The sequence below is a fragment of the Citrobacter sp. Cb041 genome (assembly GCF_030336655.1).
GTDB lineage: Bacteria > Pseudomonadota > Gammaproteobacteria > Enterobacterales > Enterobacteriaceae > Citrobacter > Citrobacter braakii.
Map to the genome: position 1 here is coordinate 790,724 of NZ_JAOWDD010000028.1, position 15,535 is coordinate 806,258.

Here is a 15,535-nt window from a genome sequence, read left to right on the forward strand (position 1 = left end):
ATAAGGTTTCCCGCGTGCGCTAGAGCATACATACGATAACATTGACCTTGTAGACCTTAAAACCATGGACAAATTTGACGCTAATCGCCGCAAACTGCTGGCGCTTGGTGGCATTGCCCTCGGCGCTGCCATCTTGCCTACGCCTGCGTTTGCTACACTCTCTACCCCACGTCCGCGCATTTTGACTCTGAATAACCTGCATACCGGTGAGTCAATAAAAGCAGAGTTTTTTGATGGCAGGGGCTATATTCAGGACGAATTAGCTAAACTTAATCACTTTTTCCGTGATTTTCGTGCGAATAAAGTGAAATCCATCGATCCGGGATTGTTCGATCAACTCTTCCGTCTGCAGGGCCTGCTGGGCACGCGTAAACCCGTACAGCTTATTTCTGGTTACCGCTCTATTGATACCAATAATGAATTACGTGCGCACAGCCGCGGTGTGGCAAAGAAAAGCTACCACACGAAAGGGCAGGCCATGGATTTCCATATTGAAGGCATCGCATTAAGTAATATTCGCAAAGCTGCGTTATCTATGCGCGCAGGTGGTGTAGGATACTACCCACGCAGTAACTTTGTGCATATTGACACCGGACCGGCGCGTCATTGGTGATCCATAAGCTTAATGAAACAGGAGCCGTATGAACTATCGTATTATTCCGGTCACTGCATTCGCCCAGAACTGCTCGTTAATCTGGTGTGAGCAAACCCGTCTGGCTGCGCTGGTCGATCCCGGCGGCGATGCTGAGAAAATCAAACAGGAAGTCGATGCCAGTGGCCTGACGCTAATGCAGATCCTGCTCACCCATGGTCATCTTGATCACGTAGGTGCTGCGGCTGAACTGGCACAGCATTATGGTGTACCGGTTATTGGTCCGGAAAAAGAAGATGAGTTCTGGTTACAAGGACTTCCTGCTCAGAGTCGCATGTTTGGCCTGGGCGATTGTGAGCCGCTGACGCCCGATCGCTGGTTGAATGAAGGCGACCGGGTAAGCGTGGGTAACGTGACGTTGCAGATACTGCATTGCCCGGGCCACACGCCGGGACATGTGGTCTTCCTTGATGAACAATCGAAGCTACTGATTTCTGGTGACGTGATTTTCAAAGGCGGCGTTGGGCGCAGCGATTTTCCTCGCGGAGATCATAGTCAATTGATTGATTCGATTAAACGTAAACTGTTGCCGTTAGGCGATGACGTGACGTTTATTCCGGGTCACGGCCCACTTTCGACGTTGGGCAACGAACGGCTACATAATCCGTTCCTGCAGGATGAAATGCCAGTCTGGTAACACCGCAGATAAATGAAAAAGGCCGCTATTGCGGCCTTTTTAGTACGCGATAGATTACAGTACTGCGACAATCGCTTCGCACAGCGGCGCCATGTTATCTGGCGTCATTCCTGCTACGTTCACACGTCCGGAAGCGACGGCATAGACACCAAACTCTTCACGCAGACGCAGAACCTGCTCTTTGGTCAGGCCGCTGAATGAGAACATGCCGTTCTGTTTGATGATAAAGCTGAAATCGCGGTTCGCACCTTTCTCTTGCAGCGTATTCACAAACAGCAAACGCATGCGTTGGATGCGTTGACGCATATCAGTCAGTTCCTGCTCCCAGATAGCGCGCAGGGCATCGTTGCTCAGGATGGTTGCCACAACCGACGCACCGTGTGCTGGTGGGTTGGAATAGTTGGCACGAATGACGGATTTCATCTGGCTAAACGCGCGGTCGACGGTTTCAGCATCGGCTGCAACCAGCGTACAGGCGCCTACGCGCTCATTGTACAGACCAAAGTTCTTGGAGTAGGAGCTGGCGACGATCAGCTCTTTGTGCAGCGCAGCGAATGCGCGCAGACCTTCAGCATCTTCTTCCAGACCGCGGGCAAAGCCCTGGTATGCGAAGTCAAACAGCGGCAACCAATCTTTTTCGACAGAAAGCTGAGCCAGCGTTTGCCACTGCTCCAGCGTAGGATCGATACCGGTTGGGTTATGGCAGCAGCCGTGGAATAACACCACGTCGCCAGCCTGCGCTTCGCTGAGGCTTGCCAGCAGCGCATCAAAGTCTAATGAGTGGTTCGCGGCATCGTAATAGTTGTATTCACGAACTTCCAGACCGGCAGAGTTAAAGACGCTCTTATGGTTTGGCCAGCTTGGATTGCTCACCCATACGCGTTTAGCTGAGGTGTTTTTTGCCAGGAAATCAGCGGCCACACGCAGTGCGCCAGTGCCGCCAGGGGTCTGTGCTGTACGCGCACGTTTGTCGTTGATAAGCGAACTTTCTTTACCAAACAGTAATTCCTGAGTGCAGCGACCAAACTCTGGAATACCGTCGATGCCAAGGTAATTTTTGGTGGTTTCATTTTCCAGTATATATTGCTCGGCTTTTTTAACGCTGGTCAGTACCGGCGTTTTGCCTGTCTCATCTTTATATACACCGATCCCAAGGTTTATTTTTCCTGGGCGGTCATCGGCACGAAACAAATCAGCCAGACCCAAAATGGGGTCGGCAGGAGCGGCAGTAATGTTCTCAAACATGACGAGGTTCCATAGTGATTACAGAAGGGAAGTCCGCTATCAGGTTAACGGTAGATTTACAAAATGCCAACCGTTACTGACGAAAAGCCGAGGTGTTTTTTTAAGACGCAAGAATCCGCTAGCAGAGATAAAAAAACAGGACCGAAGTCCTGTTTTTAAGGCATTTAACAAAGAGGTCTGCTATTAGAACTGGTAAACGATACCCACTGCAACGGTGTCGTCAGAGCCTACGCCCAGTTTGTTGTCAGAATCGATCTGGTTGATGATGTAATCAACATAGGTGGACATGTTTTTGTTGAAGTAGTAAGTCGCACCCACTTCGAAGTAGTTCACCAGATCTACGTCGCCGATTCCTTCGATGTCCTTACCTTTAGATTTGGTATAGGCGAGGGACGGACGCAGGCCGAAGTCGAACTGGTACTGAGCAACCAACAGGACGTCTTCAGTTTTGTTAGCATAACCGTTAGAGATACGGGTTGCGTTACGGGTTTCGCTGTAGTTCGCCGCCAGGTAGATGTTGTTAGCATCGTATTTCACGCCGGTCGCCCACTGCTCAGCTTTCGCGCCGCGACCATAGGTCAGTTGCTCTTGCGCGTTGGTACGGTCAGCTGCACCGTAAGCACCTACGATACCGAAACCATCCATTTCGTAGCTTACGGAACCGCCAACGCCGTCACCGTTAGAGCGACGTGCGTCATCACGCTCGTTTTTGCCCAGGTACTGAACAGCGAAGTTCAGGCCTTCAACCAAACCGAAGAAGTTAGAGTTACGGTAAGTTGCGAGACCGCCGTTACGCTGGGAGAAGAACTGGTCGGAAGCAGCAGTGTCACCACCGAATTCTGGCAGCATATCGGTGTAACCCAGTGCATCGTAAACGACGCCGTAGTTACGACCGTAATCGAAGGAGCCTGCATCACCGAATTTCAGACCGGCAAACGCCAGACGGGTTTTGTTGCCATTCTGAGCATCATCACCGCCTTCAGAGTTATTGCCGCTGAACTGGTATTCCCACTGGCCGTAACCGGTCAGTTGGTCGTTAATCTGAGTTTCCCCTTTGAAACCAAGACGGGCGTAAGTCTGATCGCCATTAGGTGCGTAGGCATTGTCACCGTTGTGCTTGGAAAAATAGTGCAGACCTACTGCTTTACCGTACAGGTCTACTTTGTTGCCATCTTTGTTATAGATTTCTGCAGCGTTAGCTGCCCCGGCTACCAGCAGAGCAGGGATAACCACTGCCAGAATATTGCGCTTCATCATTATTTATTACCCTCATCGGTTTTTATATGACACCTGCCACTGCCGCCAATAATTTCCGTCAATAAAAATTTACGGAACTATTGATGAGAGTTTGGTGTCTTTATGTGTCTGACAGGCATCTTTCCATTCAAACTATCGTTTCGCTACCGTCAAAGTGCTACAAATATAAAGATTTGGTTTCAAAAAGAAAAAGTGTGTAACAAAATGTTATTTTTGTGCAACTTTGTGAACAACTTCAAATTTCAGATGTCCGTGCGCTAAAAATCACCACTTCTATTTCTATTTATATGATTTTCTTATATTTAATTTAGATAAACTCCTTTTTTCTCTGTTCTGCCATAAAGTTCATGGTTTACAGATAGCTATTTCTGGACGTCTGGAATGCCGTGCAAATGGTCAGAAAATGTACTATTTAATCAGAAAATGCTAATCCACAATAAAAACGCTGATTATTTTTTGTTCAAATATATTGCGGTGAAATATTACGTAACAGGAAGGGGGAAGGCGAAGGGTTGTGTTAAACGCGGGAGGGGGATCCCAAAACGTGAAGCGGTGACAAAAAAAGCCAGCAATGCTGGCTTTTGTATTAAAAATGCAGGGTTAGAACGTGGCGTTACGCGGGGTACGCGGGAACGGAATAACGTCACGGACGTTCTGCACGCCGGTCACGTAAGCGATCAAACGCTCAAAGCCCAAACCGAAGCCGGAATGTGGAACGGTACCGTAGCGACGCAGGTCGCGATACCACCAGTAATCTTCTTTGTTCAGACCCATTTCCAGCATACGGGCATCCAGTACGTCCAGACGCTCTTCACGCTGAGAACCACCGATGATTTCACCGATTCCCGGAGCCAGGACGTCCATTGCTGCAACGGTTTTACCGTCTTCGTTGAGGCGCATATAAAACGCTTTGATATCTTTCGGGTAGTTTTTAACGACGACCGGCGCTTTAAAGTGCTCTTCAGCAAGATAACGTTCGTGCTCAGAAGAGAGATCCACACCCCAGTAAACCGGGTTTTCGAACTGTTTGCCGCATTTTTCCAGAATGCTTACCGCGTCGGTGTAATCCACCTGCGCGAAGTCAGCCTCAATGAAACGTTCCAGGCGTGAAATCGCGTCTTTGTCGACACGTTCGGCGAAGAATTTCATATCATCCGCACGCTCAGCCAGTACGGCTTTGAACGCGTACTTCAGCATCGCTTCAGCCAGGCCTGCAACATCGTTCAGGTCGGCGAAAGCCACTTCCGGTTCCAGCATCCAGAACTCTGCCAGGTGACGACTGGTATTAGAGTTTTCTGCACGGAACGTCGGGCCAAAGGTATAAATTTTGGACAGAGCACAGGCGTAGGTTTCGCCGTTCAGCTGACCGGAAACGGTCAGGAAAGCTTCTTTACCAAAGAAGTCTTTGTCGAAATCGACTTTGCCCTGATCGTTACGCGGCAGGTTTTCCAGATCCAGCGTAGACACGCGGAACATTTCACCGGCACCTTCCGTATCGGAAGCGGTGATCAGCGGAGTCGATACCCAAAAGAAACCCTGCTCGTGGAAGAAGCGATGCAGCGCTTGCGCCAGCGTATGACGTACACGCGCGACGGCACCAATCATGTTGGTACGTGGGCGCATGTGCGCCACTTCACGCAGATACTCAATGCTGTGACGCTTAGCCGCCATTGGATAGGTATCAGGATCTTCAACCCAGCCGGCTACTTCAACCTCAGTGGCCTGAATTTCAAAGCTCTGTCCTTGTCCAGGTGATGCAACGACTTTACCCGTTACGATAACTGAACAACCCGTCGTCAGGCGCAGTACGTCCTGATTGTAATTGGGCAGAGAATTATTGATGACGGCCTGTACAGGATCAAAGCAGGAACCGTCATAAACGGCGAGGAAGGAGATGCCAGCTTTTGAATCTCGGCGGGTACGCACCCATCCGCGCACGGTGACTTCGCTGTCAACGGCTACGCGGCCCTGGAGTACGTCGGCTACAGGCACAACGCTCATAATATTCTCTCTGTTAATAGTCGGATATATAAACACATGTCCACCCGTAATGGGGGGATACCTATGTTACCTGGCATCTGCAATCAGACAAGCAGAATTCGTAGCTGGAGTGAAAGATTTCGGAAATTAGCGTGAAAAGGGAGCCAAACTGGCTCCCTGGAAGGTTTAACTGGCTTTTTTAATATGCGGCAAATCGAAGGCTTTGCGTAGCGCGCGCACGAACGCTTTATCGTGGCAGATGGTTTTACCCGGGCTATCAGATAACTTCGCCACAGGTTTGCCGTTACATTCCACCAGCTTGATTACAATATTGAGCGGCTTAACCTGGGGAATATCACAGGTTAAACGTGTGCCAATACCAAAACTCAACTGCACACGAGAAGAGAAGTGGCGGTAGAGCTCAATCGCTTTTTTCAAATCGAGGTTATCTGAAAACACCAGCGTTTTGCTCAGCGGATCAATGCCCAGTTTTTCATAATGGGCGATGGCTTTTTCACCCCATTCCACCGGGTCGCCTGAGTCATGGCGTAAACCCTGATAGCGGGTTGCAAACTCGACGCCAAAGTCGCGTAAAAACGCATCCATGGTGATGCAATCGGTCAGCGCAATGCCGAGTTGGTCAGGATATTCATTTAACCAGGCGGCCAGGGCAACGCGCTGGCTGGTGGCAAGCTCAGGGCTGATTTGCTGATGAGCCTGGAACCACTCATGCGCCTGCGTGCCCATTGGGGTTAATGACAGGCGGCGGGCCAGATCGTAGTTACTGGTGCCGACAAACCAGGGCTCTCGCTGCAGGCGTTTAACAATAGCCTGCTGTACTTCACGTGAAAAACGACGACGCGTACCGAAATCCATCAGATGGAAGCGGGACATATCGACATCTTTCGTTAAAGCAGAGAATTCTACTAGTTTGCTTTCCAGCTCATCGAGTGCCTGCGGGACGCCTGATTCGGGCGAACGGTAACGGTGTACCATCTCGCTGATAACCGCTAGCAGCGGGACTTCCCACATGATCACTTCACGCCACGGCCCGGTTAAGCGAATGTTCAGCTTCCCGTTATCATTGGTGACGCAAACCTGTTCCGGGTTATAGCGGAAATCACGTAACCAGGTGAGGTAATCAGCTTTAAAGAAAGGCAGGCCGGAGAGCCACTGGTACTCGTCCTCCTGCAGTCGCAGGTGTTGCATAGCATTCACCTGCTCACGAATAGAATCGGCATAAATACCGAGCAGGTCATCGCCACGGCAACGAAATTCAGCCGCTACTTGTACATCATAGTAGTGGTGAAAAACGGCTTGCTGCATATGCAACTTATAAGCGTCTGTATCCAGCAGCGAGTGCAGAACAGGAGAAGCGAATTGTGTCATAGGTGCGCAGTAGCATCCTCTCACGGGAGCGTTTAGTACAATAAACAACTAAGAAAACCGCTGGAGTATACCTTGTTTAGCGATTTATTGAACCCCGATCACACCATAAGCTGTCTTTCTGGTCGAGGGCAATTCGTGCCGCGTGTTATAAAAATGTAGCAAAAAGGGTGTTTGTGCCTGAAAAGATGAACATTCTGCGTAGCGCGATTTACGCAACAGGAATAGACTGAAGCCGAGACTCTACCAAAGATGCTAAAGGTTTTTTTATGACACAACAGCCACAAGCCAAATACCGTCACGACTATCGTGCGCCGGATTACCAGATTACTGATATTGACTTGACCTTTGACCTGGATGCTGAAAAAACCGTGGTCACCGCCGTGAGCCAGGCTGTCCGTCATGGCGCGTCCGATGCGCCCCTGCGCCTGAATGGTGAAGATCTGACCCTGGTGTCGATCCACGTGAACGACGAGCCGTGGGCAGAGTATAAAGAAGAAGAGGGCGCTCTGGTCATCAGTCAACTGCCGGAACGTTTTACGTTGCGTATCGTGAATGAAATTAGCCCAGCGGCCAATACCGCGCTGGAAGGACTGTACAAGTCCGGCGATGCGCTGTGCACCCAGTGTGAAGCGGAAGGGTTCCGCCATATTACCTGGTATCTCGACAGGCCGGATGTCCTGGCGCGTTTTACCACCAAAATTATCGCCGATAAAACCCAATATCCGTTCCTGCTCTCCAACGGTAACCGTGTGGCGCAGGGGGAACTGGAAAATGGTCGTCACTGGGTACAGTGGCAGGATCCGTTCCCGAAACCGTGTTATCTGTTTGCGCTGGTAGCCGGTGATTTCGACGTCCTGCGCGACACCTTTACTACCCGTTCCGGGCGTGAAGTGGCGCTGGAACTGTACGTCGATCGCGGCAACCTGGACCGCGCGCCGTGGGCGATGACCTCACTGAAAAACTCCATGAAATGGGATGAAGAGCGCTTTGGCCTCGAATATGACCTCGACATTTATATGATTGTCGCGGTCGATTTCTTCAACATGGGGGCGATGGAGAATAAAGGTCTGAACATCTTTAACTCCAAATATGTGCTGGCACGTACCGATACCGCCACCGACAAAGACTACCTGGATATTGAGCGCGTCATCGGTCACGAATATTTCCACAACTGGACCGGCAACCGCGTGACCTGTCGCGACTGGTTCCAGTTGAGCCTGAAAGAGGGGCTAACCGTGTTCCGCGATCAGGAGTTCAGTTCCGATCTCGGCTCACGCGCGGTAAACCGGATCAGCAATGTGCGCACCATGCGCGGCCTGCAGTTTGCCGAAGATGCCAGCCCAATGGCGCATCCTATCCGTCCGGATATGGTTATTGAAATGAACAACTTCTATACCCTGACCGTGTACGAAAAGGGCGCTGAAGTTATTCGTATGATCCACACCCTGCTCGGTGAGGCTAACTTCCAGAAAGGGATGCAGTTGTACTTTGAGCGTCATGACGGCAGCGCTGCAACCTGTGATGATTTCGTGCAGGCGATGGAAGATGCGTCCAACGTCGATCTTTCGCATTTCCGCCGCTGGTACAGTCAGTCCGGTACGCCGATTCTGACCGTGCGTGATGACTACAATCCATCCACTGAGCAGTACACGCTGACTATCAGCCAGCGCACGCCGGCCACGCCGGATCAGGCCGAAAAACAACCGCTGCATATTCCTTTCGCCCTCGAGTTGTATGACAACGAAGGGAAAGTGATCCCGCTGCAAAAAGGCGGGCACCCGGTGAATTCCGTACTCAATGTCACCCAGACTGAGCAGACGTTTGTCTTTGATAATGTCTACTTCCAGCCGGTTCCGGCACTGCTGTGCGAATTTTCCGCACCGGTAAAACTGGAATACAAATGGAGCGATCAGCAACTGACCTTCCTGATGCGTCATGCACGTAACGATTTCTCTCGTTGGGACGCGGCGCAAAGCTTGCTGGCGACCTATATTAAGCTCAACGTAGCCCGCCATCAGCAGGGACAGCCGCTGTCGCTGCCGGTACACGTGGCCGATGCATTCCGGGCGATTTTGCTGGATGAGAAAATCGATCCGGCACTGGCGGCAGAGATTCTGACGCTGCCTTCGGTGAATGAAATTGCTGAACTGTTCGACATCATCGATCCGGTGGCGATAACGGAAGTACGTGAAGCGTTAACTCGCACGCTGGCGGCCGAACTGGCTGATGAATTCCTCGCCATCTATAACGCTAATCATCTTGATGAGTACCGCGTTGAGCATGCCGATATTGGCAAGCGTACGCTACGTAATGCCTGCCTGCGTTTCCTGGCCTTTGGCGAAACCCATCTGGCCGACACGCTGGTCAGCAAGCAGTACCGTGAAGCAAACAATATGACCGATGCGCTGGCGGCGCTGTCCGCGGCAGTCGCGGCGCAACTGCCTTGCCGCGACACGCTAATGCAGGAGTATGACGATAAGTGGCATCATGACGGTCTGGTGATGGACAAATGGTTTATCCTGCAATCCACCAGCCCGGCGAGAAACGTGCTGGAAACGGTACGTGGCTTACTGAAGCACCGTTCCTTCAGTATGAGTAACCCGAACCGAATCCGATCTCTGATTGGCGCCTTTGCGGGCAGCAACCCGGCGGCATTCCATGCGGAAGATGGCAGCGGCTATCAGTTCCTGGTCGACATGCTGACTGAACTCAATAGCCGTAACCCGCAGGTGGCGTCACGTCTGATTGAGCCGCTGATTCGCTTAAAACGGTATGATGCAAAACGTCAGACGCAGATGCGCGCGGCGCTGGAACAGCTGAAAGGTCTGGAGAATCTCTCCGGCGATCTGTTCGAGAAGGTAACCAAAGCGTTAGCCTGAATCGTTGACCTGTCGTTTTGTAAGCCGGATTAGGCGGTAACGCCGCTATCCGGCAAAAGGCCCGGTGGCGCTTGCGCTTACTGGGCCTGATTTTTCTGAATGCTTATCCATGCCGGCGGATCGGCTGTTCCGTTTCGCTACGCTGCATTACCCGGTTCAACACTTCTGCTTCCAGCTCTGCCAGACGCACCGAACCAATCCGGCGTGGTCGCGCAATATCCACCGTTAAATCCAGTCCGATTTTTCCATCTTCAATAAGCAACACGCGATCGGCCATTGCCACCGCTTCACTGACGTCATGGGTGACCAGCAGTACGGTAAAGCCGTGCTCTTGCCATAAAGAGACAATCAGCTCCTGCATTTCAAGGCGGGTTAAGGCATCCAGCGCACCGAGAGGTTCATCCAGCAGCAGCAGACCGGGACGATGAATTAATGCCCGCGCCAGGGCCACGCGCTGTTTTTGTCCACCGGACAGGGCGGCAGGCCATTCCTGAGCACGATTCTCCAGCCCAACTGCGGCCAGCGCGTCCCGGGCCGCATCGCGCCAGTGACCTTTCAGACCCAGACCCACATTATCGATAACCGTCTTCCAGGGCAGCAGACGCGCATCCTGAAACATCATTCGCGTATCCTCCTGAATTTCTGCCAGCGGGGTGGTTCCGGCAAGTAATGCACCTGAGGTGGGAGACTCCAGCCCAGCCAGCAGACGCAGCAACGTGCTTTTTCCTCCTCCGCTGCGGCCAACCACGGCAACAAACTGTCCGGCCTGAATGTGCAAATCTAACTGATTGAGCACCGTATTGGCGGCGTATTGTTTCGTCACGGCACTCAGTAAAAGCGGCGTGCCTTGGTTCAAACGAGCGGTATTCATACGGTAGCCTCCTTCACATGGTAAGCCGGGTTCCAGCGCAGCCAGATTCGCTCCAGCCATTGGGCGCTGACGTCGGCAAGTTTGCCGAGCAGGGCGTAGAGAATAATGGCCACCACGACCACATCGGTTTGCAGAAATTCGCGGGCGTTCATTGCCAGGTAACCAATGCCGGCATTGGCTGAAATGGTTTCCGCGACAATAAGCGTCAACCACATCAGCCCGAGAGCAAAACGCACGCCAACCATAATCGAGGGCAGGGCACCGGGGAGGATCACATGAATAAATAGTGAAAAACCAGACAACCCATAGCTGCGAGCCATCTCTACCAGACCGCGATCGATATTGCGGATCCCATGCCAGGTGTTGATGTAAATCGGAAAAAGCGTGCCCAGCGCGACGAGAAAGATCTTGGCGGATTCATCAATGCCGAACCACAAAATCACCAGTGGGATCAGCGCCAGATGCGGCACGTTACGCAGCATCTGCACCGAAGTATCCAGCAGGCGTTCTCCCCACCGCGAAAGACCGCTAATCAGTCCCAGCGTCAGGCCAATCGATCCGCCGATGGAGAAGCCTACCAGCGCACGCCAGGAGCTGATCGCCAGATGCTGCCAAAGCTCGCCGCTGGCGGAAAGCGTCCAGAAGGCTTCGACAACGCCCTCCGGAGAGGGCAGGATGCGGGTGGACAACCAGCCCATTGATGATGCGAGCTGCCAGAGCGCGACCAACCCAACCGGTAAAAACCAGGGCGCGAGGCGCAGTAACCACCTGTTTTTCGGCGTTGCCATCAGCAGGCTCCTTAGCTTTGCGCGATTTTGCGTGGGATAAATTCGTTTGCCACCGCTTCGCCTTGTTGATGCTGGCGCTGCGGCTGTGGAATTTCTGGTATAGCGACATCCAGATGTGGGAACAGCAGCTCGCCAACCTTGTATGCCTCTTCCAGATGTGGATACCCGGACAACACAAAACTGTCGATTCCCAGTGCGGCATACTCGTTGATACGCGCCGCGACCGTCGGACCATCTCCGACCAGCGCGGTACCCGCGCCACCGCGCACCAGTCCTACTCCTGCCCACAGGTTTGGGCTGATTTCCAGTTTGTCGCGTTTACCGTTGTGCAGTGCAGCCATTCGCTGCTGACCAACCGAATCCGTTCTTGAGAAGGCGGCCTGGGCTTTGGCAATGGTGTCGTCATCCAGATGGGCTATCAGACGATCCGCTGCCTGCCACGCCTCTTGCGTTGTCTCCCGGACGATCACATGTAGACGAATACCAAAGCGGATTTTGCGCCCGAGCGCCGCCGCTTTGGCCCGCACCTGTTCAATCTTCTCTTTCACCTGTTCAGGCGGCTCGCCCCAGGTCAGATAGAGATCAACCTGTTCGGCAGCAAGATCTTGTGCAACATCAGACGAACCGCCGAAATAAAGCGGTGGCCGGGGTTGTTGTACAGGAGGGAAAAACAGTTTCGCGCCGCGGACATGAATGTGTTTGCCGTTGAAATCCACGGTTTCACCTTGCAGCAAACGCCGCCAGACCTGAGTGAATTCAGCAGAGGCTTCATAGCGCTCGGTGTGATCAAGGAACACGCCGTCACCCGCTAGCTCTTGTGGATCGCTGCCGGTTACCAGGTTGAATAACGCCCGGCCGTTAGAGAGTCTGTCGAGCGTCGCGGCCTGGCGGGCGGCGACCGTCGGCGAGGTTACGCTTGGACGAAGCGCGACCAGAAACTTTAATCGCTGGGTGACCGGGATCATCGACGCGGCGACCAGCCAGGCATCTTCACAGGAGCGACCGGTTGGGATCAGAACGCCAGTAAATCCCAGACGATCGGCTGTTTGCGCAATTTGTTGCAAATAACCGTGATCGACCGGGCGCGAACCTTCTTCCGTCCCCAGATAATGACCGTCACCGTGGGTGGGTAAAAACCAGAACATGTTCAGACTCATAATTTTTCTCCTGCCTGCTGAGTGGGTTGCCAGATACGCTGGCGAATATCGATTTTTTTCGGCACCAGACGGTTGTCATAAAACAGATCCGCGGTTTGTTGTTGTAGGGCGGCAACCGAGGCGCTGACGGGCGTAATGGTGGTTGGCGGACGGTGATCCAGATAAGACGCAATTACCGGCTCGGGCAGACCCATGGTTTTAGCCAGCAGAGTAATACTTTGCTGGCGTTGGCTGAGAGTTAACGCATCCGCCTGGCTAAAGGTATCCAGTACGCCAAGAACAAAAGCGCTATTTTTTTCGGCATAAGGACGTGCAGCGAGATAAAACGAACCGGTCTGCTTGAGGTCTGAGCCGTCTTTCAGCACGCGCACATCACCTTGCAGTAATGCGGCCGAATAGTAAGGATCCCAGATAGCCCACGCATCGACGTTTCCTTGCTGGAAGGCTGCTCGCGCATCGGCGGGGGTCAGATAAGTCGGTTGAATATCGGTAAATTTCAACCCTGCCTGTTGCAGCGCCCTGAGCAGTAAATTGTGGGCGCTGGAACCTTTCTGGAAGGCGACTTTATGCCCTTTGAGCTGCGCAACGCTCTGGATCGGGCTATTTTTCGGCACCAGAATCACTTCGGCTTTCGGTTTGGGCGGTTCGACGCCCACATAAACCAGATCGGCTCCGGCGGCCTGGGCGAAAATTGGCGGAATGTCACCGGTACTGCCGAGATCGATACTGCCGATATTGAGTGCTTCCAGCATTTGCGGTCCAGCCGGGAACTCAATCCACGAGATTTTGGTCTGTGGGTAGCGTTTCTCCAGTAGCTGATGACTTTTTGCCAGCACCATGCTGACGCTTCCTTTCTGATACCCAATGCGCAGGGCATCCGGAGCCGATTCTGCGGCATGCACCAAGGATGACAGTGACAGCAGCCCGGTTAATGCCAGCCATGAGGTATGACGCTTGAGCAGATTAAGCATGGGCGGCACCTCGCAGGGCGTTCAGTTGCGGGAGTTGGAGATCGCGACGATGCAACGCCAGCCAGAAAGTGTCGAGCGCACTGTCCAGGCGCTGCTGCAGGTTGGGCGTAAACTGCGGTTTATGCTGATAGTCGATGACCTGTGAATCATCGGCAAACACGCCGTGCAGGATCTCCTGAGCCTTTAGCGCGCTCAGCACCGGTTTCAGCGCGTAATCGACGGCCAGTAAATGCGCCACGCTGCCGCCGGTCGCCAGCGGCAAAACCACTTTTCCTTCCAGCGCCCGCTCGGGGAGCAGATCGAGCAGCGTTTTCAGTGCGCCAGAGTAAGCTGCTTTGTAGACCGGCGTTGCGACAATCAGCCCGTCAGCATCCTGTAGTTGTTCGATAAATGTCTTCAGCGCCGGACTGTCAAAACGGGCATAGATCAGGTCTTCCGGGGCAAAGTTGTGCAGGTTCCAGTGAAAGACTTCGACATCCTGGCCGTTCAATTTTTCTCGGGCATATTCCAGCAACGCGCTGGAGCGAGAGGGAAAGCGTGGGCTTCCCGCCAGAGTGATGACGCGCATAATGTTATTCTCCCCTTATAACCAATTGTTTGCTTTTGATTAACATTGATAACAATTTGTGCAGTCTGGCAGAGAGACTTTGTTTATCGAAATGATTTATACGGGATAGAAAAGTTGAAAAATGAATAAAAAGGAGGAAGCAGGAAAACGATTGCTATTTATTGCCGCAGGTCAATTCCCTTTTTGCTCGCGATCGCACATAATACGCCCCCGGTTTGCACACCGGGAATCCAGGAGAGTTCATGTACTACCCCTTCGTTCGTAAAGCCCTTTTCCAGCTCGATCCAGAGCGCGCTCATGAATTGACATTCCAGCAATTACGTCGCATTACCGGCACGCCGCTCGAAGCGCTTGTCCGCCAGAAAGTACCCGCAAAACCGGTTACCTGTATGGGGCTGACGTTTAAAAATCCACTCGGGCTTGCTGCCGGACTGGATAAAGACGGGGAGTGCATTGATGCGCTCGGCGCGATGGGATTTGGTTCCATTGAGATTGGTACCGTGACGCCGCGTCCTCAGCCGGGTAATGATAAACCACGTCTGTTTCGTCTGGTCGATGCAGAAGGTTTGATCAACCGCATGGGGTTTAATAACCTGGGGGTTGATAACCTGGTTGAGAACGTTAAAAAATCGCATTTTGACGGTATTCTGGGGATTAATATTGGTAAGAATAAAGATACTCCGGTAGAAAACGGCAAAGATGACTATCTGATTTGTATGGAAAAAGTCTATGCTTATGCTGGTTATATCGCGATTAATATCTCTTCACCGAATACGCCGGGATTACGTACGCTGCAATATGGTGAGGCGTTGGATGATCTTCTGACGGCAATTAAAAATAAGCAAAATGATCTGCAAGCGATCCACCATAAATATGTTCCAGTGGCGGTTAAGATCGCACCGGATCTTTCTGTGGAAGAACTGATCCAGGTTGCTGACAGTTTAGTTCGTCATAATATTGATGGCGTAATTTCGACTAACACCACTCTCGATCGTTCTCTCGTTCAGGGAATGAAAAATTGCGATCAAATGGGTGGCCTGAGCGGTCGACCGTTACAATTAAAAAGTACAGAAATTATTCGCCAGTTGTCTCAGGAATTAAAAGGTCAGCTGCCGATTATTGGGGTTGGTGGTATCGACTC

At 52.2% G+C, this 15,535-nt stretch carries 13 protein-coding genes; 4 read left to right on the forward strand and 9 right to left on the reverse strand.

Features of this window, described 5'->3' with window-relative positions:
• Nucleotides 1–64: 64 nt before the first annotated feature.
• Both mepK and OGV52_RS06245 read left to right on the forward strand, forming a co-directional pair.
• Nucleotides 65–613, forward strand: a complete 549-nt coding sequence (gene mepK / locus OGV52_RS06240) for a peptidoglycan L,D-endopeptidase MepK (protein WP_016152461.1) — start codon at nt 65–67, stop codon at nt 611–613.
• A 28-nt stretch (nt 614–641) separates the two neighbouring features.
• Nucleotides 642–1,289, forward strand: coding sequence for an MBL fold metallo-hydrolase (locus tag OGV52_RS06245; RefSeq protein WP_287108241.1), 648 nt, complete (start codon nt 642–644; stop codon nt 1,287–1,289).
• A gap of 54 nt (nt 1,290–1,343) precedes the next feature.
• Here OGV52_RS06245 and aspC read toward each other — a convergent pair whose 3' ends face one another.
• From aspC to pncB, 4 genes are all read right to left on the reverse strand, one after another.
• Entirely contained in the window at nt 1,344–2,534 is a 1,191-nt protein-coding gene (gene aspC / locus OGV52_RS06250) for an aspartate transaminase (RefSeq protein ID WP_287108243.1), read from the reverse strand.
• 183 nt (nt 2,535–2,717) lie between these two features.
• Entirely contained in the window at nt 2,718–3,791 is a 1,074-nt protein-coding gene (ompF, locus tag OGV52_RS06255) for a porin OmpF (RefSeq protein WP_155574100.1), read from the reverse strand.
• 600 nt (nt 3,792–4,391) lie between these two features.
• Nucleotides 4,392–5,792, reverse strand: a complete 1,401-nt coding sequence (gene asnS / locus OGV52_RS06260) for an asparagine--tRNA ligase (RefSeq protein ID WP_016152464.1) — start codon at nt 5,790–5,792, stop codon at nt 4,392–4,394.
• A gap of 165 nt (nt 5,793–5,957) precedes the next feature.
• Nucleotides 5,958–7,160: a nicotinate phosphoribosyltransferase gene (gene pncB / locus OGV52_RS06265; RefSeq protein WP_016152465.1), complete on the reverse strand. Its 1,203-nt coding sequence runs from the start codon at nt 7,158–7,160 to the stop codon at nt 5,958–5,960.
• A 266-nt stretch (nt 7,161–7,426) separates the two neighbouring features.
• On the opposite strand from pncB, the gene pepN reads away from it, so the two are divergent.
• Nucleotides 7,427–10,039, forward strand: coding sequence for an aminopeptidase N (gene pepN, locus OGV52_RS06270; protein WP_204551613.1), 2,613 nt, complete (start codon nt 7,427–7,429; stop codon nt 10,037–10,039).
• A 103-nt stretch (nt 10,040–10,142) separates the two neighbouring features.
• On the opposite strand, the gene ssuB is transcribed toward pepN, so the two are convergent.
• From ssuB to ssuE, 5 genes are read right to left on the reverse strand one after another with little or no spacing between them, the layout of a single operon-like run.
• Complete coding sequence (gene ssuB, locus OGV52_RS06275; protein WP_016152467.1) at nt 10,143–10,910, reverse strand: aliphatic sulfonates ABC transporter ATP-binding protein; 768 nt, start codon at nt 10,908–10,910, stop codon at nt 10,143–10,145.
• On the reverse strand, nt 10,907–11,698 hold the full coding sequence (gene ssuC, locus OGV52_RS06280; RefSeq protein ID WP_016156130.1) for an aliphatic sulfonate ABC transporter permease SsuC: 792 nt from the start codon (nt 11,696–11,698) through the stop codon (nt 10,907–10,909). Before ssuC ends, ssuB begins: the two co-directional genes overlap by 4 nt.
• A gap of 11 nt (nt 11,699–11,709) precedes the next feature.
• Nucleotides 11,710–12,855, reverse strand: coding sequence for an FMNH2-dependent alkanesulfonate monooxygenase (ssuD, locus tag OGV52_RS06285; protein WP_016156131.1), 1,146 nt, complete (start codon nt 12,853–12,855; stop codon nt 11,710–11,712).
• A complete protein-coding gene (locus OGV52_RS06290; RefSeq protein WP_103766101.1) occupies nt 12,852–13,826 on the reverse strand; it encodes a sulfonate ABC transporter substrate-binding protein in 975 nt (324 codons plus the stop codon). The genes ssuD and OGV52_RS06290 overlap by 4 nt, the downstream gene beginning before the upstream one ends.
• Nucleotides 13,819–14,394: an NADPH-dependent FMN reductase gene (gene ssuE, locus OGV52_RS06295; protein ID WP_016152471.1), complete on the reverse strand. Its 576-nt coding sequence runs from the start codon at nt 14,392–14,394 to the stop codon at nt 13,819–13,821. The genes OGV52_RS06290 and ssuE overlap by 8 nt, the downstream gene beginning before the upstream one ends.
• A 242-nt stretch (nt 14,395–14,636) precedes the next feature.
• Between ssuE and pyrD the strand changes: the two genes are divergently transcribed.
• The coding region (pyrD, locus tag OGV52_RS06300) for a quinone-dependent dihydroorotate dehydrogenase (RefSeq protein WP_287108246.1) at nt 14,637–15,535 on the forward strand (899 nt) is incomplete at its 3' end.

Bases quoted from the DNA above. Each gene is read 5' to 3' on its own strand.
- mepK (WP_016152461.1), top strand. From the start codon at position 65: ATGGACAAATTTGACGCTAATCGCCGCAAACTGCTGGCGCTTGGTGGC.
- OGV52_RS06245 (WP_287108241.1), top strand. From the start codon at position 642: ATGAACTATCGTATTATTCCGGTCACTGCATTCGCCCAGAACTGCTCG.
- aspC (WP_287108243.1), bottom strand. From the start codon at position 2,534: ATGTTTGAGAACATTACTGCCGCTCCTGCCGACCCCATTTTGGGTCTG.
- ompF (WP_155574100.1), bottom strand. From the start codon at position 3,791: ATGATGAAGCGCAATATTCTGGCAGTGGTTATCCCTGCTCTGCTGGTA.
- asnS (WP_016152464.1), bottom strand. From the start codon at position 5,792: ATGAGCGTTGTGCCTGTAGCCGACGTACTCCAGGGCCGCGTAGCCGTT.
- pncB (WP_016152465.1), bottom strand. From the start codon at position 7,160: ATGACACAATTCGCTTCTCCTGTTCTGCACTCGCTGCTGGATACAGAC.
- pepN (WP_204551613.1), top strand. From the start codon at position 7,427: ATGACACAACAGCCACAAGCCAAATACCGTCACGACTATCGTGCGCCG.
- ssuB (WP_016152467.1), bottom strand. From the start codon at position 10,910: ATGAATACCGCTCGTTTGAACCAAGGCACGCCGCTTTTACTGAGTGCC.
- ssuC (WP_016156130.1), bottom strand. From the start codon at position 11,698: ATGGCAACGCCGAAAAACAGGTGGTTACTGCGCCTCGCGCCCTGGTTT.
- ssuD (WP_016156131.1), bottom strand. From the start codon at position 12,855: ATGAGTCTGAACATGTTCTGGTTTTTACCCACCCACGGTGACGGTCAT.
- OGV52_RS06290 (WP_103766101.1), bottom strand. From the start codon at position 13,826: ATGCTTAATCTGCTCAAGCGTCATACCTCATGGCTGGCATTAACCGGG.
- ssuE (WP_016152471.1), bottom strand. From the start codon at position 14,394: ATGCGCGTCATCACTCTGGCGGGAAGCCCACGCTTTCCCTCTCGCTCC.